Raw genomic sequence first — 18,901 nt, 5'->3', positions numbered from 1 at the left:
TTCAACCGGCCAGCGGCTCTTGCATCGGCTAGAGCCGGGTGACGTCCAGCTCGCCGTCCGCGTACTGCTTGCGGATCACCTTCTTGTCGAACTTGCCGACGCTCGTCTTCGGCACCGCGGGCACGATCGCCCACCGCTCCGGCAGCTGCCACTTGGCGAGCCTCCCGGCGAGGAAAGCCTTCAGCGACTCGTAGTCGGCGCTCGAGCCCTCCTTCAGCACCACTGTCGCCAGCGGCCGCTCACCCCACTTGTCGTCCGGGACGGCGACGACCGCGGCCTCCGCGACCTCCGGGTGTGCCATCAGCGCATTCTCGAGTTCGACGCTCGAGATCCACTCGCCGCCGGACTTGATGACGTCCTTCGCACGGTCGGTCAGTGTCAGAAAGCCGTCCGGGCTTATGACGCCGACATCGCCGGTCCTCAGCCAGCCGTCCTCGCTGAACTTGTCCGCGGGCCTGAAGTCGTCACCGCCCGCGCCGCCGTAGTACGCGCCCGCGATCCAGGTCCCGCGCACCTCCAGCTCACCGGCCGACTCGCCGTCCCACGCCAGGAACTCGCCGCCGGGGCCGACCAGCCTGGCCTGGACGCCCGCCGGGAAACGGCCCTGGGTGATGCGGTACGGCCACTCCTCCTCCGCGCTCAGACCCGCCGGCGGGTGAGCCATCGTGCCGAGCGGGGAGGTCTCCGTCATGCCCCAGGCGTGGCAGAGCCGTACACCGAGCTTGTCGTAGGCCTCCATCAGCGCCGGCGGACAGGCCGAGCCGCCGATGGTGACCTGCTTCATGGAGCTCAGGTCCCGGGGGTGGGCGGTGACTTCGGCCAGCAGGCCCTGCCAGATGGTGGGGACGGCCGCGGCGTGCGAGGGCTTCTCGCGCTCGATCATCTCGGCGAGCGGCGCGGGCTGCAGGAAGCGGTCGGGCATCAGCATGTTGATGCCGGTCATGAACGTGGCGTGCGGCAGGCCCCATGCGTTGACATGGAACTGAGGGACCACCACGAGCGTCGTGTCCCGGTCGGTCAGCCCCATCGACTCGGTCATGTTGACCTGCATGGAGTGCAGATAGAGGGAGCGGTGGGAGTAGACGACGCCCTTGGGGTCGCCGGTGGTGCCCGAGGTGTAACACATGGCCGCCGCGGTGCGCTCGTCCAGCTCCGGCCAGTCGAAGGTGGTCGGGCGGCCGGCGATCAGCTCCTCGTACTCGTGCACCTGCGCCTGTGCGTCGGCGAGCAGGGCGCGGTCACCGGGGCCGGAGACGACAATGTGCTCGATCGTCGGCAGATCCGGCAGCAGCGGCGCGAGCAGCGGCAGCAGCGAGCCGTTGACGATGACGGCGCGGTCGGCGGCGTGGTTGACGATCCACACCAGCTGCTCCGCGGGCAGACGGAGGTTGAGCGTGTGCAGTACGGCACCCATGGAGGGAATCGCGAAGTACGCCTCGACATGCTCGGCGTTGTTCCACATGAGGGTCGCGACGCGCTGGTCGCCGACGATTCCGAGTTCGTCACGCAGGGCATTGGCCAGTTGGGCCGCCCGCCCGCCGATCTCCGCGAAACTGCGGCGCTGCGGCTCGGCCTCCCCCGTCCAGGTGGTGACCTGTGACTTTCCGTGGATCGTCATCCCATGCTGAAGGATGCGGGTCACAGTCAGCGGTACGTCCTGCATGGTGCTCAGCACGGCGTCCTCCCGGTGGGCGCTAGCGCTACGTGGCAGTTAAAGGTTGTGCAGATTCTGCTCACGTACCGCGCGGTATGTCACTACCCAGGGGTAATGAATCGCCACACAGGATCAGCTCACATCGGCGCGCCGACGCGGCGCGGGCCTGCCGTGTCGGCGCGGTGCCCGGGGCCGACCGCGCCACCGGCGTGGCGGCAGCGTGGCGGCAGGGCACGGGCGACAGCGTGGCGTCAGCGCACGGGCGACAGCTCCGGGTCCTCGCGGAGCTTGCCGAGCGCCCGCGACACCGCGCTTTTGACCGTGCCGACCGACACCCCGAGCACCTCGGCCGTCTGGGCCTCGCTGAGATCCTCGTAGTACCGCAGCACGACCATCGCGCGCTGTCGGTCCGGCAGCTTCATCACGGCACGCCACATCGCGTCGTGCAGCGCCTGCTGCTCGGCGGGATCGGGCGTGGGTACCGTCTCCGGCTCGGGCAGCTCGTCGCAGGCGAACTCGTCGACCTTGCGCTTGCGCCACTGCGAAGTGCGGGTGTTGAGCAGGGCACGGCGGACATAGCCGTCGAGCGCCCGGTGGTCCTCGATCCGCTCCCACGCGACATAGGTCTTGGTGAGCGCGGTCTGCAGCAGGTCCTCGGCATCGCTCGGGTTCGCGGTGAGCGAGCGGGCGGTACGCAGCAGTACGGGCCCCCGCGCCCGTACATACGACGAAAACGATGAGTAGGGCGCATACGACGGCACCGGCGCGGCGGCCTTCGAAGCGCTTGTGCAGACTGGCGTGGTCATAGGTCCACGCTAGGAGCGGGTACTACTGTCGCGGATCGGCCCCAGGTCCCGAAGCGTTGTCCGCCTCAGGTTGTACGGGTGGTGCTGCCCTCACCTCCTGAAGGTGGAGGAGACCCTCAGGGATCGGATACGGGCTACGGGAGCATCCGCCATATTCCGGTCGGTCTCAGCCGTCCGCGCCCAGAATCAATCCGGATGTGGGAACGCCGGTGCCTGCCGTGACCAAGGTCCTGGCCGCGCCCGGTATCTGGTTCACCGAGGTGCCGCGCAGCTGTCTGACCGCCTCCGCGATGCCGTTCATCCCGTGCAGATACGCCTCGCCGAGCTGACCGCCGTGTGTGTTCAGCGGCAGGGTGTCCGCGGCCACGAACTCCGCCGCCTCTCCCGGCTTGCAGAACCCGAACTCCTCCAGCTGCATCAGTACGAAGGGGGTGAAGTGGTCGTAGATGATGCCCACGTCCATGTCGCGGGGGGCCAGCCCGGAGGTCTGCCAGAGCTGCCGGGCGACCACGCCCATCTCGGGCAGGCCGGTGAGGTCGTCGTGGTAGAAGCTGGTCATCTGCTCCTGAGCCCGGGCGGCGCCCTGCGCGGCGGCGACGATCACCGCGGGCGGCTGTGGCAGATCCCGCGCCCGCTCGGCGCTGGTGACGACGATCGCCTGGCCGCCGTCGGTCTCCTGGCAACAGTCGAGGAGACGCAGCGGTTCGACGATCCAGCGCGAGTCGGCATGGTCGGCGAGAGTGATCGGCTTCTCGTAGAAGTACGCGGCGGGGTTGTTCGCGGCATTGCGGCGGTCGGTGACGGCGACATGACCGAACGCCTCGGGCGCGAGCCCGTACGTGTGGAGATAGCGCTGGGCGGCCATGGCGACCCAGGAGGCCGGCGTGAGCAGCCCGAACGGCAGGTTCCAGCCGAGCGCCGCGCCCTCGGCGGACGGCTCCCGGTGCTGCACGCCGGAGCCGAAGCGGCGAACGGAACGCTCATTGAACGCCCGGTAGCAGACGACGACTTCGGCGACGCCCGCGGCGACAGCGAGTGCGGCCTGCTGCACGGTGGCGCACGCCGCGCCACCGCCGTAGTGGATACGGGAGAAGAAGGACAGCTCACCGATGCCGGCCGCCTGGGCGACGGTGATCTCGGGGCTGGTGTCCATGGTGAACGTGACCAGGCCGTCGACATCGACGGGGGAGAGGCCCGCGTCGTCGAGGGCGACGTGCACCGCTTCGACGGCCAGCTTCAGCTCGCTGCGGCCCGAGTCCTTGGAGAACTCGGTCGCCCCGATGCCGGCGATGGCCGCCCGGCCGCCCAGCGCGTCCCGGCTGCGGATGCTCATGCGTCACCCTCCGGAAGGATCCCGGGCAGAGTCACGGTCACGGAGCCGGTGACGTGGTTGCCGATGCCGTTGGCCCCTATGACCCGCACATGGGCCGTGCAGCCGTCGACGGAGGTGACGGTTCCGCTCAACACCATGGTGTCTCCCGGGTAGTTGGGCGCCCCCAGCCGGATGGCGACCTTGCGGAGCACCGCATGTTCGCCGAAGCAGTCGGTGATGTACCGGCCGACCAGGCCGTTGGTGGTCAGGATGTTCATGAAGATGTCCGGGGAGCCCTTCTCCTTCGCGAGCTCCGTGTCGTGGTGCACATCCTGGTAGTCGCGGGAGGCGACGGCCCCGGCGACAATCAGGGTGCGGGTGATGGGGATGGTGAGCGGCGGGAGTTCGTCACCGGCTTTCACGCGATGGCTCCTTTGCGAGCAACTGGCCCAGTTCGGCGAGGAGTTGTGAACCGCATCCGAGGTAGGCGTCCAACTGGCGCCCCCACAGGAAGTGCCGGTGGACGGGATGGTCCAGATCGGCACCCGTCCCGCCGTGCAGATGCTGCCCGGCGTGGACGACGCGTTTGCCGGCCTCGGAGGCCCACCATGCGGCGGTCAGTGCCTCGGCGGCCGCGTCCAGGCCCTCGTCCTGCCGCCAGGCGGCTTCGTAGGCCGTGACCCGTATCGCCTCGGTGTCCATGTACGCGTCGGCAGCGCGCAGCAGCACACCCTGATGGGTGGAGAGGGCGCGCCCGAACTGCTGACGGGTCGAGGTGTACGCGACGGCCCGGGCGAGCGAGCCCGCGCACACTCCGGCCTGCAGCCCCGCGAAGGCGGTACGGCCCAGGGACAGTACGGACTCATACGCACCTGGCCCGCCGAGCCGCTCGCCCGCCGTCCCGGACAGGACGAGCCGCCCAGCAGCCCAGGGCGCGGTGGTCTCCACCTCCGTCACCTCCGCGTCGGCGGTCCGTACGAGCCACAGCGCCCGGTCTGTGTCGGGGACCAGGACGTGGGTGGCGTCCCGCAGCCACGGCACGAACGGCAGCGAGCCACTCAACCGCCCGGGCGCAGCGGTCCGTACAGCACCGCCCGCCGGGAACGCCCCGGTCGCCACCGCCGTACCCTCCCGGAGAGCGGGCAGCAGCCGGGCCCGCTGCCCGTCCGTGCCGTGCGCGGACACTGCCAGCACTCCGTACACAGAGGTCGCCGCGAAGGGCACCTGCGCGGTGGTCCGCCCCTGCTCCTCCAACACCAGCACCAGCCCGAGCAGGCCTATGTCCTCGACGGCCCCGGGCAGCCCCGCCGCACACAGCGCCTTCCACAACTCCGTGTCCGTCCCGGTCCCGGCGGCGGCCAGCCGCTCATGTGTGGAGAGATCGCCGAAAATCTGCGCCGCCAGCTCCTGCGCGGCGGACTGCTCCTCCGTGGGCGTGAAGTCCATCAGCCCTCACCCCTGTCCGAGGCCCGGAAGACCGGCAGCTCCAACTCCTGGTCCACCCACAGGAATTCCAGCTGCACGGACATTCCGATCCGCACCTTGTCGTACGGCACGCCGACCACATTGCTGACCATGCGGACACCTTCCGACAGCTCGATCAGCCCAACCGCGTACGGCGGATCGAAGGCCGGGAACGGCGGATGGTGCATCACCACGTACGAGTAGACGGTCCCCGCGCCGCTCGCCTCGACCGTGTCCCACGCGGGCGACCCGCACGCACCGCATCCCGGCAGCCACGGGAAGCGCAGTGTCCCGCACCCCTCGCAGCGCTGGATCAGCAGCCGGTGCTCCGCCACCCCTTCCCAGAACCCGGCGTTGTCCCGGTTGATCACCGGCCGCGGCCGCTTGCCCGCCCCCTTCGGTTTCCGCCGGGCCGGCGCGTACTTGAGGATCCGGAACCGGTGCGTACCCGCCGGCTCCCCGTCCGCCCAGACGTCCATTCGCGTGGTGACGAAGTGGCCCGTGCCCAGCTTCGTCGTCTTGAGCTCCGAAACCGACTCGATCACCGCGTCGAACGTGATCCGGTCCCCCGGCCGCAGTGGCCGCAGATACTCCTGCTCACAGTCGGTCGCGACCACCGAGGTGTACCCCGCCCCGTCCAGCAGTGCGAACAGCTCGTCCTGCGCCGGGGACCGGTCCGTGTGCCCCGACAGACCGCCCATCGTCCACGCCTGCAGCATCGTCGGCGGCGCTGTGGCGTCCGGCCCGGCATACGCGGGGTTGGTGTCCCCCATCGCCTCGCACCAGTGCCTGATCATCGGCTCATTGACCAGGTCCTTGCCCACGCCCGAGACGGTGGCCGGCCGCCCCTCGTACGCCTTCAGCCGTGCGTACAACTCATCAGTCACCCTTTCCCCTCCGGTCATCTCTTCCCCCTCTTCATACCGAGCCGCATCGTCGCGACGATCTCCCGCTGCACCTCGCTCACCCCGCCCCCGAAGGTGTTGATCTGCGCCGCTCTGTTCATCCGCTCCAGCTCCCCGTCCCCCAGCGAACCGATGTCGAGCGAGCCCGGCGAACCGGCCCGGATCAGCCCCGCCTCCCCCGTGATTTCCTGGCACATTCGATACACCTCCACGGCGGATTCGGTTCCCACGAATTTCACGCCGCTCGCATCGCCGGGTGCCAGCCGGCCTGCCCCCACATCCCCCACCAAACGCCAGTTGAGCAGGCGTGTTGCCGACAGCCTGGCGTGCACCTCGGCCGCCCGGAATTGCACCCATGACTCGTCAATTCGGCGCTCACCCGTCACTGGATCAGGTGTACGCGCGCGCTGCAGTGCCGCCTCGTAGAAGTCCTCGGCCTGCATCCCGATCGCCGCCAGCGCCACCCGCTCATGGTTGAGCTGGTTGGTGATCAGTCCCCAGCCGCCGTTCTCCTCGCCGACCAGATTCGCGGCGGGCACCCGTATCCCGTCGTAGTACGTCGACGTCGTAGTCAGGCCGCCCACCGTCTCGATCGGCGTCCAGGCGAAACCCGGTGCGTCGGTCGGCACCAGGATGATCGAGATGCCCTTGTGTTTGGGTGCCTGAGAGTCCGTACGGCATGCGAGCCAGATCCAGTCCGCGTTCTGGCCGTTGCTGGTGAAGATCTTCTGTCCGTCGACGACCCAGGAATCGGAGTCAGCGGTGCGCTCCCGCACGGCGCGCGTCCGCAGCGAGGCGAGGTCGGTCCCGGCCTCCGGCTCGCTGTAGCCGATCGCGAAGACGAGGTCGCCGCTGAGGATGCGCGGCAGGAAGAACGACTTCTGCTCGGCGGTGCCGAACTTCATCAGGGTCGGTCCGACGGTGTTCAGGGTCACCATGGAGACGGGCGCGCCGGCCCGGTACGCCTCGTCGAAGAAGACGAACTGCTCGTCGGGACCGCGCCCCTGACCTCCGTACTCGACGGGCCAGCCGAGCCCGAGCATGCCGTCCGCGCCGATCCGCCGCAGCAGTCGGCGCTGCTCCGCTCCGGCGTCGGCGGGCGGCGGTCCGTCCGGCATCACATCGCGGAAGTACGAACGAAGTTCGGTGCGCAGCTGCTGCTGCCGCTCCGTCGGGGCGAGGTGCACGGCGGCCGCCTCCCGGGCGTACGGATCAGGATTTCTGACTGTCCGTCAGATCTGCGTCCGCTGTCAAGGTCACCGCCATGAAGACCCACCACCCCACCCGCACAACCGCCTGCGCGACGGCACCGAAGTACCGTCGCGCAGGCAGTGGTTCACCCCTTGGTCAAACCCCCCATCGGGCCGGCCGTCACCAGAGATTCGTGAAGTTCACGACGGCGTTGGACTGGTCGATGTCCGTGAAGCCGAAGCCGTTCACACTCGCGGTGTTGCTCTGGTTGGACGCGCCTGCGCCGCTCGCCACCTGCTGGGTGGTGGTCGAGTTGCCGTAGTTGTCTCCACCGACACCGCTGCCGATGATCGAGGCCACGGTCGCATTCGATCCGTCGTCCGCGAAGGCGCCGTTGTCGGCCTGGGCAATGCCCGAGAACAGGGCTGCCGTGAGGGGCAGAGCGGCGACAGCGGCGAGGACGCGGGCGGTGCGGATGCTTGCCATGTCATTTCCTCCAGGAACCAGAACTGCAGAAGTACGGCTAGTTCCAAGGCAGTTGGCCTACCGCCCCGGATCGTGGTCACGACGTCGCGAGATCAGAATTGCCCACCGAATCCCAGGCGAACCACCCCGGAGGCCCCAATTCCCCCTCAAGCGTGATGACATGTCGATAAACCCCCTTCGGCCCACAGAACCCCGACCCGGGGCGGAACGGACCCGGAACGGACCCGAGCCGGGCCCGGGAGCAACCCGGGAGCGACCGGGACACGACCACCGGGCCCGGTCGCCGCAAGAGATGAACCGTTCCGGCACGTTTTCGGGCAATCTCTCCCCCTTCCCTTCTTCGAACACTCGTACGAACATAGAGGTATGGCCACCACCGACCGGCAGTCCGTCACCCTGGCCCTCGCCCACGCTCTTTCCGCCGCCGAGCGCGGGCTCCCCGTCATACCCCTGTCCCCCACCAAGCTCCCCGCCCTGCGCTCTCCCCACCGTGGCGACCCCGAGCCGGTCCTGTGCCGCGGCGAATGCGGCCTCCCGGGCCATGGCGTCCACGACGCGACCACCGACCCCGCGGGCGTACGCGCCCTCTTCGCCGCCGCTCCCTGGGCCACCGGCTACGGCATCGCCTGCGGGCGGCCACCGCACCATCTGATCGGCATCGACCTCGACACCAAGTCCGCCACCTCATCGACCGACTCCGTGTCCGCGCTCCAGCACCTGGCCCTGCGGCATCTGTTCACGATCCCGGAGACGGTCACGGTCCTCACCCCCAGCGGCGGCCGCCACCTCTGGCTGACCGGACCGCCCGACGTCGTCGTCCCGAACTCCGCGAGCCGGCTCGCCCCCGGCATCGACGTCCGCGGCGCAGGCGGCTACCTCGTGGGCCCCGGCTCGGTCTCCGCCCACGGCGCGTACCGCCTCGCTCCCGGTACCGCCGAGCTGGCACCCGCACCCTGCCCCCGCGCACTCCTCCGCCTTGTCGCACCCCCGGCACACCCCCACCACCCCACCCGCACCGCACCGTCCCGACCACCCCAGGGCCACGGTCAGGGCCAAGGCCTGGTCCAGTTCGTGCTCGCGGCGCACGAGGGCCAGCGCAACACTCGGCTGTTCTGGGCGGCTTGCCGCGCGTACGAGAACGGCTTCGGCGAGGAACTCGCGGACGCCCTCACCGATGCGGCGGTCCACGCGGGCCTCACCGAACGCGAAGCCCGGGCGACGATCGCCTCGGCCGACCGACTGACCTCGGGCCGCCGCCACTGACCCGGTGCCCCTCCGCGGTCAGCCGGACCGGCCCCGGCCCCCGCGTGCCCTGCTCTGCACTGGCCCACCCGCCCGGTCGGGCCCACCCTGGATACAGGGGGGCACGATCCCGCCCGCAGGTGACTCACGGAGACCCGCCATGAGCATTCACAAGGTCGGAAGGGACATCACCGTACTCAGCGATTGCCTGGAGGTGCCCGGGATCGGCTTCCTCCCGGTCAACGCCTTTGTCCTGCACGCCGCCCAGCCCGTCGTCGTCGACACCGGCCTCGGGCTCCCCGACCGGAACTTCGTCGAGACGCTCAGCTCGGCCCTCGACCCCGCCGACGTACGGTGGATCTGGCTCACCCACCCCGATCGCGACCACACCGGCGGACTGTTCGATCTGCTCGCCGCCGCTCCCCACGCGCGCGTGGTGACCACGTTCATCGGCGCCGGGCTCATGTCCACCGAGCGGCCGCTGCCGCTCGACCGTATCTGCCTGGTCAACCCCGGCCAGACCCTGGACGCCGGAGACCGCGCCCTCATGGCCTTCCGGCCACCGCTGTTCGACAACCCCGCCACCGTCGGCTTCTACGACGAGCGATCGGCGGCCTGCTTCAGCTCCGACTGCTTCGGCGCGCCCATGCCCAGCGCCGAACTCGCCCTCACCGACAACGTCGGCGCCTTCCCCGCCGGCCAGCTGCGCGACGCGCAACTGCTGTGGGCCACGGTCGACAGCCCCTGGGTCCACGCCGTCGACATCGGTAAGTACCTCGCCACCGTCCAGCCACTGCGGATCATGGACCCCGAGGTCGTCCTCTGTACCCACCTACCGCCCGCGGTCGGCCTGGCCCCACAGATGACCGACACGCTCGCTGAGGCGCCCGACGCGAATCCGTTCATCGGGCCGGACCAGCAGGCACTCGAGAAGATGCTCGCCGGCTTCGAGCCGGGTGGCGGCAGCTAGCGGCGCGTGCACGGAGAGCGGCCGCGCGGGCGGGTCGCCGCGGCGGCTATGACCTTGCACCGCCACGGCGTGGTCAACGAGTCGGCAAGGGACAGAGCCATCTCCCAACGCGGGGTCCGACTAGGGCAGGGTCGGTCCATGACGGACTCCTTGTGGCTTTCATACGTGCTCGCCTCGACGAGGACATGAACCTGGCACTGGACTGCATCGTGAAGGACGGACGGTGGCGGGCTGAAGGAACCTCCCTGGTTCTCGACACCGCAGCCGAAATCGAAAGGGTCTACCTCGCGATCGCCGACCACATGGCGCGCCACGATCCAGCGCGCGTGATCCGCCGCGTTGAGGCTCACCGGGCCATCGTGGACGCCTACACGGATGCGACGGACCTGGGCACCGACGCCCGAGGTGCATTCGTCAGCGATCGAGCTACCGGCTTGGGCATCGCGGTGAAGAAGATGGCCGCAGAGCACAGCGATCACCCGGACTACGAGGCGGAATGGTCGGTTGAACCCGAGCCGGGTTCATAGGCCGGCGGAAGCCCTGGCCGCAGCTTGGCCACACGCCCTGGTCAACACCGGGATACCGGCGACCCGAAGTGAGACAGGCTGAACGCGGAAGGGGTGCCTCTCGTCGAGAGGCACCCCTTCTGACCAGCTCATACGCTGACCTGCGCGGTGGGTGTGGGATTTGAACCCACGGTGACATCGCTGCCACGACGGTTTTCAAGACCGTTCCCTTAGGCCGCTCGGGCAACCCACCCACGCCCCAGCCACCTGCGGCGGAGCGGGCTACAGACTACCGGCCCCGCGTCACGTGTCGCAGCACCGTTCCTCGGTACGGGCCTTGGGACGAGCAGCTGGAGCGGGCTGGAGCGGGCAGCAGTACGGGCAACCGGTGCCGGCGGGCCGGCGTCAGCTGTCGCCCTTGCGTTCACCGAGGACGAGGTCCGCCGTCTTCTCCTTGCCGTCGCGCTGGAACGTGAGCGTCACCTTGTCGCCCGGCTTGTGGTTCCAGATCTCGCTGATCAGGGTCGGGCCACTGTCGATCGGCTTGCCGTTGAACTTGGTGATGATGTCGCCCGGCTTGAAACCGGCCTTCGCGGCCGGACCGTTCGGGGACACCGCCGCGGTGCCGCCCGCGCCCTGGGTGGCGATCTTGGCGCCCGAGTTCTTGTCCGTCATGTCGACCGTGGCGCCGATCACCGGGTACACCGGCTTGCCCGTCCTGATCAGCTGCTCGGCGACGTTCTTCGCCTGGTTGATCGGGATGGCGAAGCCGAGGCCGATCGAGCCGGCCTGCGTCTGGCCGAGGCCGCTTCCCGCCGACTGGATCGCGGAGTTGATGCCGATCACCGCGCCGCCCGCGTCCAGCAGCGGGCCGCCGGAGTTACCCGGGTTGATCGAGGCGTCGGTCTGCAGCGCGCTCATGTACGAGTTCTTGCCGCTGGAGCCGTCGCCCGAGGCGACAGGCCGGTTCTTCGCGCTGATGATGCCGGTGGTGACGGTGTTCGACAGGCCGAAGGGCGCTCCGATCGCGATGGTCGAGTCACCGACCGCGACCTTCTCGGAGTCCCCGAGGGCCAGCGGGGCCAGCCCGGAGGGGGCGTTCTTCAGCTTCAGTACGGCGACGTCGTAACCCTGGGCCCGGCCGACCACCTCGGCGTCGTACTTCTTGCCGTTGGAGAAGATCGCGGACAGCGTGCCGCCGTCGGCCGCGGATGCCACCACATGGTTGTTGGTGAGGATGTGGCCTTCCTTGTCGTAGACGAAGCCGGTACCCGTACCGCCCTCGCCCTGGCCACTCTCACCCGTACCGCCGCCGCCCGCCTTTGCCTCGATCGTGACCACGCTGGGCAGCGCCTTGCCCGCGACGGCGGCGACCGTGCCGGGCTCCCGCTTGAAGTCCTTGGGTGCCTCGGCTGCGGAGACAGTGGTCGAGCCGGTCGTGTCGTCGTTGCGCTCGGCGGCCCAGTTGCCGATGCCGCCGCCGACACCGCCCGCGACGAGCGCGGCGAGGAGCACCGCGGCGATCAGCCCGCCGGAACGTTTGCGCGGCTGCTCCGGCACCTGAGCCGGCGCTCCCCAGACGGGACCACCGCTGCCGCCCCCGTAGGAGGGGAGGGCCGGCGGGGGCGGCGGCCATGCGGCTCCCGGTTGCTGCGCACCGGCAGGCACACCTCCATGCGCCCCCGCCGACGCGGCAGCGGGTACGGGGCCGGGCAGCGGCGCGGTGGAGGGCTCGGGCTGGGGGGACTGCCCGAGCCGCTCTGCCGCTGCCCGCTCATGAGCCTCACTGTGTGAGGCGTGCGCGTCGTGTGTCCCGTGTGTATCGGTTCCCGGAGCGGACGCATGCGTGCCATCGGGAGCGGCGGCCGGCACAGGAGGTACGGACGGGGCGGCCGGAACCGCAGTGCCCTCGTTGCCCTCGTTCTCAGTGCTCACAGCTCTTTTCTCCTCAGGTTCCACGTCAGTCTTCAGGTTCCACGTCGGTCTTCGGCTTGCATTCCGCTGTGCAAGTGTCTGCCGTCAGCTTTTCCCAGAGCGCGTCAGGCCACTGTAAGCAGGACCTGTGCGTATGCCCGCAATCCTTTACGTCCGACAAAAGGGACGCATCTTCAGGCTCACCTGACGCACTCGTCGGCCGCCGACGGCGTCGGCCCACCGGACGCTCGCCACTGGCTTGTCACCGGCTCCCCGCACACGCGCCTACCCCGCCACGGTGACACCATGACGCGGTGACCCAAGCACGACAGCACAACATCCAGGTCGTCGCCCACCGAGGCGCCTCCGAAGACGCCCCCGAGCACACCCTGGCCGCGTACAAGAAGGCGATCGAGGACGGCGCCGACGCCCTCGAGTGCGATGTACGCCTCACCGCCGACGGCCACCTCGTCTGCGTCCACGACCGCCGCGTCAACCGCACCTCCAACGGCCGCGGCGCCGTCTCCGCCCTGGAGCTCGCGGATCTGGCCGCCCTCGACTTCGGAACATGGAAGGGCCACGAGGACGCCACGGAGAGTCCAGACTGGGGAGACCCCTCGCTCACCTCCGTACTCACCCTCGAGCGACTGCTCGAGCTGGTGGCCGATTCCGGCCGCGGTATCGAGCTGGCCATCGAGACCAAACACCCGACCCGCTGGGCGGGCCAGGTGGAGGAGCGGCTGCTCCAGCTGCTCGGGCGGTTCGGCCTGGCGGACCCCGCGACGGCCGGCGACTCGCCCGTACGGATCATGAGCTTCTCGGCCCGCTCCCTGCACCGGGTCGCGGCGGCCGCGCCGAACATCCCCACCGTCTATCTGATGCAGTTCGTGTCCCCGAGGCTGCGCGACGGACGGCTGCCCGCCGGCGCGCGCATCGCGGGGCCTGGCATCCGGATCGTCCGCAGCCATCCCGGCTATATCGCCCGGCTGCACCGGGCGGGCCACCGCGTCCACGTCTGGACGGTCAACGAGCCGGAGGACGTCGAACTCTGCGCCCGCCTCGGCGTGGAGGCAATCATCACCAATCGCCCCAAACAGGTACTGACCCAGTTGGGTCGTATGTAACCCCGATTACAGGGAGTGCACCGGCGCGTTCGGTCCGTATTCGATCGTTACGAGTGCGTCACTGGCCCCGCCATGGCCGGTTTCCGGTCCAGTCCATTGGGGCATTCACACCGTGGCGTGGGGCAAAGGAGGTCTCGGGGGTGGCGTTGGTGGTGGCACAGGAGGTGCCCACGTCGTCGAGCATGGCCGTACCCCATGGTCCTGCGGGCGTGGGTGAGGCGCGACACCGAATGCGTGAGCAGTTGAGCCGCAGCGGGGTGTCGGAGACGGTCCTCGACGATGCAGTACTGATCCTTTCCGAACTGCTCAGCAATGCCTGCCGGCATGGCCGGCCGCTGGGGCACGCGGAGGTGGGCGACGGCGATGTCCGCGCCGCCTGGCGCATGGACAGAGCAGGCCGGCTGACGGTCGAAGTGACGGACGGAGGCGGTCCGACCCGACCGGTTCCGGCCACGCCTTCGGTCACCGCCCGCGGCGGCCGTGGGCTCAACATCATCAGCGCGCTGGCCCAGGACTGGGGTGTCCGCGACAGCGCGACCGGTGAGGTCACCGTGTGGGTGATTGTCACCGAGGGTCATCGGCGCGAGGATTTCGCTACGCGCGTCGCAGGCCCCAGCTTCGACTTCGGGGGGTCGTACGACGATCTCGACTGAACCGGGACCAACCGCTGTGGGGCGCTGCACCCCCGGGAAGGCGACGGACGGCTAGGCTCGCGCCCGAGACAAGCACCACCGCAGTCGGGAGAGAGCCACACCATGGCCAAGAAGCGCCCCCAGACCAAGGCCGCCAGGCCCCAGGTGATCAACGGCGAGGTTCCGGCCGTCGGGGCCCGTGAGCCCTGCCCATGCGGATCGGGCCGCCGCTACAAGGCCTGTCACGGGCGGGCCGCCGCGCACGCCGTGACCGAGCTGGTCCAGCGCCCCTTCGGCGATCTGGTCGGCGAGTGCGACTGGGTGGCCCTGCGGGAGCTGGTGCCCGCCGCGACCGTCGCGCTGACCCTCAAGGGCGGACTGCCCGAGGGCGTGCCGTCGGTGACCCTCGCGACCGTACTGCCGATGGCGTGGCCGGCACTGCGCCGCGACGACGGCTCCGTACTGCTCGGCCTGCAGAACGACACCTCGTCCGGCGACCTCAGCCGCCATCTCGCCGACACCCTGCAGCGGGCGCTGGCCGCCGATCCCGGCACCCCGGTCGCCGCGCAGCGCGTGCCCGCCGAAGGACCGCGTCTGCAGGATCTCCTCGACGAGAGCGCCGCCTTCGAGCCGACCGTCCACTCCGGCTTCGAGTTCTGGATCCCGGGCTCGGCGGAGAGCGCGTCCCCCGATGTGGCCGCATCCCTGGAGCGCGCCAACGCCGCGGCGATCCCGACCGTGAAGCTCTCCAGCGTGGACGCCGCGTACTGGTGCGAGACCCCGGAGAAGAACCACCTCCGCTGGGTCATGCCGCACCCCGAGGAGCAGCTCCTCGACGCGCTCGCCCGGCTGCACGCCGCCGGTACGTCCTCACTCGGCGATGGCACTCGACTGGTCGGCTCCTTCCGCGCACACGGGCTGATGGTCCCGGTCTGGGACCTGCCGAGCGGGATGGGGGCCGAGGAGTGCGAGAAGCCCGCGGCGGAGTTCGCGGAGCGGCTCACGAAGGCTCTGGAGACCGACGCTCCGCTGACCGCGGAGGAGCGCCGGTCGCGCGGCGGGCTCACCAACCGCCAAGTCACCCTGAGCTGAGAGTGACGGTTTCTGTCGACCGATAGGTGACTCCAGTCACAACTCGCCCTACGGGCCGGTAAATCCCTGTCCGAATACCCGAGATCGAATTTGCGAACTGCCGATCTCTTGTTACCGTTCTAGAAGCCCGGTCGCTGGTGCATCCCCCGTCGCCAGCGACCGGGCGCTTCCATTTCTGCGGAACGGTTCGTTCCGTCAACGACTCGCAGGAGCGCCGGAGTTACTCCCGGACCACAGCAGCAAGTGCTCTTCTCCCGCACCGTCCGCAGTTGCGAACTCCGCCACCACCGAATAGCCCTCGACAGGGTCGTAAGAGGGCTCACGAGGCGTCTCGCAGACGTCCGGGCGTCATCCGCCCAGACCGCCCAGTTGCTCTGCCGAGTGCGCCGGCCGGGGCCCATCGGAGTGAGTACGGAACCCAATTCCTGGCCCGTCGCATTGCGGTAGTAGGTACGTGCTCAGGTGCCGCGCCCCTCGGCCGGCACGCAGGTCTGCGCCTCGCCCCCGTCCGGAGAGGCGAGTTCCGGCCCACATCGCGCGGCCGTCTGCGGCAGTGGCCCCGGTCACACCAGAGACCTGGTCGGTGGGCACCAGCGCCGGCTCCTGGGCTGTTTTCAGCCCCGTTCGCGTACGGGACGGGCGGCAGGCAGCGCGGTGAACACCACGGCGGCGGCAGGCTCGATCGTGCGGAGATTCATGGGATCACCGCGCCGATTGCGCGGGAATTCCTCACGCTGGGCCGAAAATATCGACGGAATGCGGGCGCCCGGGTAGCCGCGCGCCCAATTCCGGTACAACTCGGTCCAGCGCTTACCCGTACGAGTGACAGAGCTGGACCGTGAGCACTCGAGCCCTCGATCGAGCTCAGTAGGCGAGCCGACTACCGCCGTCCGGTGCGCTGGTGCTCGCCTCGACCAGCGCGTCCACCACCGCCTCCACATCCGGCAGCCAGGGAGCCGCGGATCCCGGCAGCGGAGCGCGCTCCCAGCGCACCTGCCCCGTTCCCGTCTCCGAGGGCGGCAGCACCAGATAGCCGCCCTCGCCGTGGAAGCGCAGCGAACTGGGCACACAGTCCTTGACGAAGAGCAGTTCGCCGAGCTGTTCAAGGGTGTACGGAGCCACCAGCAGCGACCAGCGGGTCGGCGTCGCGACAACTGGTCCCAGCCGCATGCCCATCCGGTCGAGCGCCGAGAGCGCGAGCGCCCCGGCGACGGCCGGCAGGCTCACCGCGCACGGCGCAAGGCCGCCCGTGGCCAGCACGATCGGGGCGGTGGGCCGGTTGGTCCACCACCAGCGCACCATCCGCTCGTCGGTCGTCGCGGCCAGGATTGCGGGGTCGAAGGGATGCGCGCCGGGTACGACGCACTCGGAGTCGGGGCAGGCGCAGCCGCGCCCGCGGTCACCGCGAATACCGGCCGCTTTCAGTCCCACACCAGGGAGTACGGGCCATTGCCACTCGGCGGCGCAGGTGAGCGCCGCTTCAAGCTGTACAGGCCCCCTTTTGCGCCGGAACCGGAGCCTGCGTCGCCTTCCGAGGATCTCGCGCATGAGCGCTCGTTCCTTTCCGTTGAACGCCGAGGTCCACATCACACCATGTGTGCAGCTCTTCACTGTGCGTATAATCCGGCGCATCACCGCCCCTTGCCGGTGGCATGGGCAACCCCCCCGCTTTGCCTGCGGCAGGATCGCCGCCGGGGGCCGAACGTGGGCTGTAGTCCATTAAACGCGTGGCGAGGGGTGGCGCGCGCCTGGCGCTTGTAGTCCCGCTGTAACTTTTCCCCGCCACTCGGGGATGGGGCGCGGCCTACGGGCTTTAGGACGCCCGGTCCCGCCGCCAGGTTCCGGGGCGGTCCCAACTGCCCCTGGCCATCACCGTTTACGTACCCATCACGCTTGGAATGACGCTCTGCCGAACGACCTCAGTCGACCCCAGTAGACCGCCATCGGGTGCATTTTTCAGCCAAGTTAACGGTCTCGTAGACACCACCAATCCCACTGGTGCAATGCTGGACATCCCCTTACTTGTGCGTGTACATGTGGATGCATTGATAGCGGCGCAGAATGACATGGGGGTTTGCGATGCTATTGAGCGAAACGCACCAGTCGGAAAGCCGGCTGCCATGAGCGCCCCTCACCTGCCGAAAGTGGCTGGAATCGATTCAGCGGTTCCCGCACCCACGCACACTGCCCCGCCGCTGCCCGCGGTCCCGGCGGCACCGGCCCCTCCCGGAGCGGTGATTCAGGACCGGCTGGCCGGCTGGGTCTCCGATCTGACCACGCTCCACGAACTGACCGAGCGCCTGGCCAGGACCGGTTCGCTCGACGACGCCCTCCATGAAGTGCTGCGCGCCGGGGCCGCCCTGGTCGGCGCCCCCCGCGGCATGATCGTCCTCGAACCGTCGCACGCCACCTCACGGGCCGAATGCTTCGAGTCGGACAGCGGCCCCGCCCTCACCAAGGGCCTCGGGCTCACCCATGCCGAGCTCGGCCATATCGAGACAGTGCCGCGCGGCGCCACCGCATACGGCCGGATCCTGGACGGCAGACTCCCGGACGGGCAACCAGGGCCCACCGGGCCGCCGGAGGCCGTCGCCAACGCCGACCTCCTCGGCGACGAGACGCTCGACCCCCGATACCGCGAGGTCGCCGTCCGCCTCGGGTATGCCGCCAGCTACACCGTGCCGCTCGCCTCCCGGGCGGCCGGGACACTCGGCGCGGCCGTCTGGATGTACGACGAGCCGGCCGCCCCGGTGGAGCGCCAGTGCCATCTCGTCGGCCTCTACATGCGGTACGCCACCGAGCATCTGGACCGTCTCCTCGAGCTGGAGCACGCCCGCGCCACAGTGGCGACCGTTGCCGAAGAACTGCTGCCCAGCCGACTGCCCCGGGTGCCCGGCGTCCAGCTCGCCGCCCGGCACCGCGCAGGACCGCACGGCGGCGGCGACTGGTACGACGCGCTGCCGCTGCCCGAGGGCGCGCTGGGGCTCGCCGTCGGATCGGTCAGCGGCTCGGGGCCGAGCGCGCTGGCGGCGATGGGACGGCTGCGCGCCTCCCTGCGGGCGTACGCCGTGATGGAGGGCGAGGATCCCGTCGCCGTGCTCTCCGATCTGGAGCTGCTGCTGCGGCTGACCGAACCCGCGCGCACCGCCACCGCACTCTTCGCCTACGCCGAACCGGCCCGGGGAAAGATCGTGCTGGCCGGGGCCGGGCACACCCCGCCGCTGATGGTCGGCGAGCGGCGCACCGAGTTCGTCGAGACATCCCTGTCGGCGCCGCTGGGAATGCTCGCCTGCTGGGAGGCGCCGAGCGTGGAGCTCGCGCCCGAGCCTGGAGAAACGGTGCTGCTGTATACGGACGGGCTGCTGCGGCATACCGGAGATCCCATGGACCGGGCCTTCGCGCGGCTGCACGCAGCGGCCGTGAGCGTGCCGAAGGCCGCCCGCGACGATCCGGCGGCGATCGCCGATCACGTGCTGCGCACCGTGCTGCCCAAGGGGCTCAACGAGGCCGAGACCGGTGAGGACGTGGTACTGCTCGCCGCCCGTTTTGACTGATTTCCCACACGTTTTCCACAGGGCGCAGGGCCGTCTTCCCGTCGCACAT

17 protein-coding genes, 1 tRNA gene and 1 pseudogene are annotated in these 18,901 nt (G+C 69.7%); 7 read left to right on the top strand and 12 right to left on the bottom strand.

The features are described from left to right. Positions 1 to 28: 28 nt before the first annotated feature. From ACFYXH_RS15560 to ACFYXH_RS15525, 8 genes are all read right to left on the bottom strand, one after another. Positions 29 to 1,675 (bottom strand): long-chain fatty acid--CoA ligase, encoded by a 1,647-nt coding sequence (locus ACFYXH_RS15560; protein WP_389562821.1) that lies wholly within the window; start codon positions 1,673 to 1,675, stop codon positions 29 to 31. Positions 1,676 to 1,905: 230 nt separating this feature from the next. Beyond that, complete coding sequence (locus tag ACFYXH_RS15555; RefSeq protein WP_327324663.1) at positions 1,906 to 2,460, bottom strand: SigE family RNA polymerase sigma factor; 555 nt, start codon at positions 2,458 to 2,460, stop codon at positions 1,906 to 1,908. A gap of 166 nt (positions 2,461 to 2,626) precedes the next feature. Then, positions 2,627 to 3,793 carry a lipid-transfer protein gene (locus ACFYXH_RS15550; RefSeq protein WP_389562820.1) on the bottom strand — a complete coding sequence of 389 codons (1,167 nt, stop codon included), beginning with the start codon at positions 3,791 to 3,793 and terminating at the stop codon, positions 2,627 to 2,629. Continuing rightward, positions 3,790 to 4,194 (bottom strand): MaoC family dehydratase, encoded by a 405-nt coding sequence (locus tag ACFYXH_RS15545; RefSeq protein WP_389562818.1) that lies wholly within the window; start codon positions 4,192 to 4,194, stop codon positions 3,790 to 3,792. Before ACFYXH_RS15545 ends, ACFYXH_RS15550 begins: the two co-directional genes overlap by 4 nt. Further along, complete coding sequence (locus ACFYXH_RS15540) at positions 4,181 to 5,218, bottom strand: acyl-CoA dehydrogenase family protein (RefSeq protein WP_389562815.1); 1,038 nt, start codon at positions 5,216 to 5,218, stop codon at positions 4,181 to 4,183. The genes ACFYXH_RS15545 and ACFYXH_RS15540 overlap by 14 nt, the downstream gene beginning before the upstream one ends. Then, positions 5,218 to 6,141, bottom strand: coding sequence for a bifunctional MaoC family dehydratase N-terminal/OB-fold nucleic acid binding domain-containing protein (locus ACFYXH_RS15535; protein WP_389562813.1), 924 nt, complete (start codon positions 6,139 to 6,141; stop codon positions 5,218 to 5,220). The genes ACFYXH_RS15540 and ACFYXH_RS15535 overlap by 1 nt, the downstream gene beginning before the upstream one ends. Next, a complete protein-coding gene (locus ACFYXH_RS15530) occupies positions 6,138 to 7,328 on the bottom strand; it encodes an acyl-CoA dehydrogenase family protein (RefSeq protein WP_389562811.1) in 1,191 nt (396 codons plus the stop codon). The genes ACFYXH_RS15535 and ACFYXH_RS15530 overlap by 4 nt, the downstream gene beginning before the upstream one ends. 184 nt (positions 7,329 to 7,512) lie before the next feature. After that, on the bottom strand, positions 7,513 to 7,818 hold the full coding sequence (locus ACFYXH_RS15525; RefSeq protein ID WP_327324669.1) for a hypothetical protein: 306 nt from the start codon (positions 7,816 to 7,818) through the stop codon (positions 7,513 to 7,515). Positions 7,819 to 8,184: 366 nt separating this feature from the next. On the opposite strand from ACFYXH_RS15525, the gene ACFYXH_RS15520 reads away from it, so the two are divergent. From ACFYXH_RS15520 to ACFYXH_RS15510, 3 genes are all read left to right on the top strand, one after another. Further along, positions 8,185 to 9,081 (top strand): bifunctional DNA primase/polymerase, encoded by an 897-nt coding sequence (locus ACFYXH_RS15520; protein ID WP_389562809.1) that lies wholly within the window; start codon positions 8,185 to 8,187, stop codon positions 9,079 to 9,081. A gap of 139 nt (positions 9,082 to 9,220) precedes the next feature. Next, on the top strand, positions 9,221 to 10,030 hold the full coding sequence (locus tag ACFYXH_RS15515; protein ID WP_389562807.1) for an MBL fold metallo-hydrolase: 810 nt from the start codon (positions 9,221 to 9,223) through the stop codon (positions 10,028 to 10,030). A gap of 152 nt (positions 10,031 to 10,182) precedes the next feature. Further along, the gene (locus ACFYXH_RS15510; protein WP_389562805.1) at positions 10,183 to 10,557 is read left to right on the top strand and encodes a DUF6221 family protein; all 375 of its coding nucleotides are present in this window, start codon (positions 10,183 to 10,185) and stop codon (positions 10,555 to 10,557) included. Between the two features lie 145 nt (positions 10,558 to 10,702). Here ACFYXH_RS15510 and ACFYXH_RS15505 read toward each other — a convergent pair. Further along, positions 10,703 to 10,789, bottom strand: a tRNA-Ser gene (locus tag ACFYXH_RS15505). Positions 10,790 to 10,941: 152 nt separating this feature from the next. Next, positions 10,942 to 12,471 carry a S1C family serine protease gene (locus ACFYXH_RS15500; RefSeq protein WP_389562803.1) on the bottom strand — a complete coding sequence of 510 codons (1,530 nt, stop codon included), beginning with the start codon at positions 12,469 to 12,471 and terminating at the stop codon, positions 10,942 to 10,944. 293 nt (positions 12,472 to 12,764) lie between these two features. Here ACFYXH_RS15500 and ACFYXH_RS15495 point away from each other — a divergent pair, with 293 nt between their 5' ends. The 3 genes from ACFYXH_RS15495 (at position 12,765) to ACFYXH_RS15485 (ending at position 15,298) form a co-directional block, all read left to right on the top strand. Beyond that, a complete protein-coding gene (locus ACFYXH_RS15495; protein WP_389562801.1) occupies positions 12,765 to 13,574 on the top strand; it encodes a glycerophosphodiester phosphodiesterase in 810 nt (269 codons plus the stop codon). A 53-nt stretch (positions 13,575 to 13,627) separates the two neighbouring features. Next, positions 13,628 to 14,227, top strand: a complete 600-nt coding sequence (locus ACFYXH_RS15490) for an ATP-binding protein (RefSeq protein WP_389562799.1) — start codon at positions 13,628 to 13,630, stop codon at positions 14,225 to 14,227. Positions 14,228 to 14,329: 102 nt separating this feature from the next. Then, positions 14,330 to 15,298 carry a DUF5926 family protein gene (locus ACFYXH_RS15485; protein ID WP_389562797.1) on the top strand — a complete coding sequence of 323 codons (969 nt, stop codon included), beginning with the start codon at positions 14,330 to 14,332 and terminating at the stop codon, positions 15,296 to 15,298. 195 nt (positions 15,299 to 15,493) lie between these two features. On the opposite strand, the pseudogene ACFYXH_RS15480 reads toward ACFYXH_RS15485, so the two are convergent. Both ACFYXH_RS15480 and ACFYXH_RS15475 read right to left on the bottom strand, forming a co-directional pair. Then, a pseudogene (locus ACFYXH_RS15480) lies at positions 15,494 to 15,843 on the bottom strand (hypothetical protein); the annotation flags it as partial. A 319-nt stretch (positions 15,844 to 16,162) separates the two neighbouring features. Next, entirely contained in the window at positions 16,163 to 16,846 is a 684-nt protein-coding gene (locus tag ACFYXH_RS15475; protein ID WP_389562795.1) for a bifunctional DNA primase/polymerase, read from the bottom strand. A 455-nt stretch (positions 16,847 to 17,301) separates the two neighbouring features. Here ACFYXH_RS15475 and ACFYXH_RS15470 point away from each other — a divergent pair, with 455 nt between their 5' ends. Then, the gene (locus tag ACFYXH_RS15470) at positions 17,302 to 18,852 is read left to right on the top strand and encodes a PP2C family protein-serine/threonine phosphatase (RefSeq protein ID WP_389562794.1); all 1,551 of its coding nucleotides are present in this window, start codon (positions 17,302 to 17,304) and stop codon (positions 18,850 to 18,852) included. The last annotated feature ends 49 nt before the right edge of the window (positions 18,853 to 18,901 follow it).

Origin of the sequence: Streptomyces sp. NPDC002730, assembly GCF_042888805.1 — a bacterium.
Classification (GTDB): Bacteria; Actinomycetota; Actinomycetes; order Streptomycetales; family Streptomycetaceae; genus Streptomyces.
This window is presented reverse-complemented; position numbering and strand designations above follow the sequence as displayed.

Bases quoted from the DNA above. Each gene is read 5' to 3' on its own strand.
- ACFYXH_RS15555 (WP_327324663.1), bottom strand. From the start codon at position 2,460: ATGACCACGCCAGTCTGCACAAGCGCTTCGAAGGCCGCCGCGCCGGTG.
- ACFYXH_RS15550 (WP_389562820.1), bottom strand. From the start codon at position 3,793: ATGAGCATCCGCAGCCGGGACGCGCTGGGCGGCCGGGCGGCCATCGCC.
- ACFYXH_RS15540 (WP_389562815.1), bottom strand. From the start codon at position 5,218: ATGGACTTCACGCCCACGGAGGAGCAGTCCGCCGCGCAGGAGCTGGCG.
- ACFYXH_RS15535 (WP_389562813.1), bottom strand. From the start codon at position 6,141: ATGACCGGAGGGGAAAGGGTGACTGATGAGTTGTACGCACGGCTGAAG.
- ACFYXH_RS15525 (WP_327324669.1), bottom strand. From the start codon at position 7,818: ATGGCAAGCATCCGCACCGCCCGCGTCCTCGCCGCTGTCGCCGCTCTG.
- ACFYXH_RS15520 (WP_389562809.1), top strand. From the start codon at position 8,185: ATGGCCACCACCGACCGGCAGTCCGTCACCCTGGCCCTCGCCCACGCT.
- ACFYXH_RS15515 (WP_389562807.1), top strand. From the start codon at position 9,221: ATGAGCATTCACAAGGTCGGAAGGGACATCACCGTACTCAGCGATTGC.
- ACFYXH_RS15485 (WP_389562797.1), top strand. From the start codon at position 14,330: ATGGCCAAGAAGCGCCCCCAGACCAAGGCCGCCAGGCCCCAGGTGATC.
- ACFYXH_RS15475 (WP_389562795.1), bottom strand. From the start codon at position 16,846: ATGCGCGAGATCCTCGGAAGGCGACGCAGGCTCCGGTTCCGGCGCAAA.
- ACFYXH_RS15470 (WP_389562794.1), top strand. From the start codon at position 17,302: ATGCTGGACATCCCCTTACTTGTGCGTGTACATGTGGATGCATTGATA.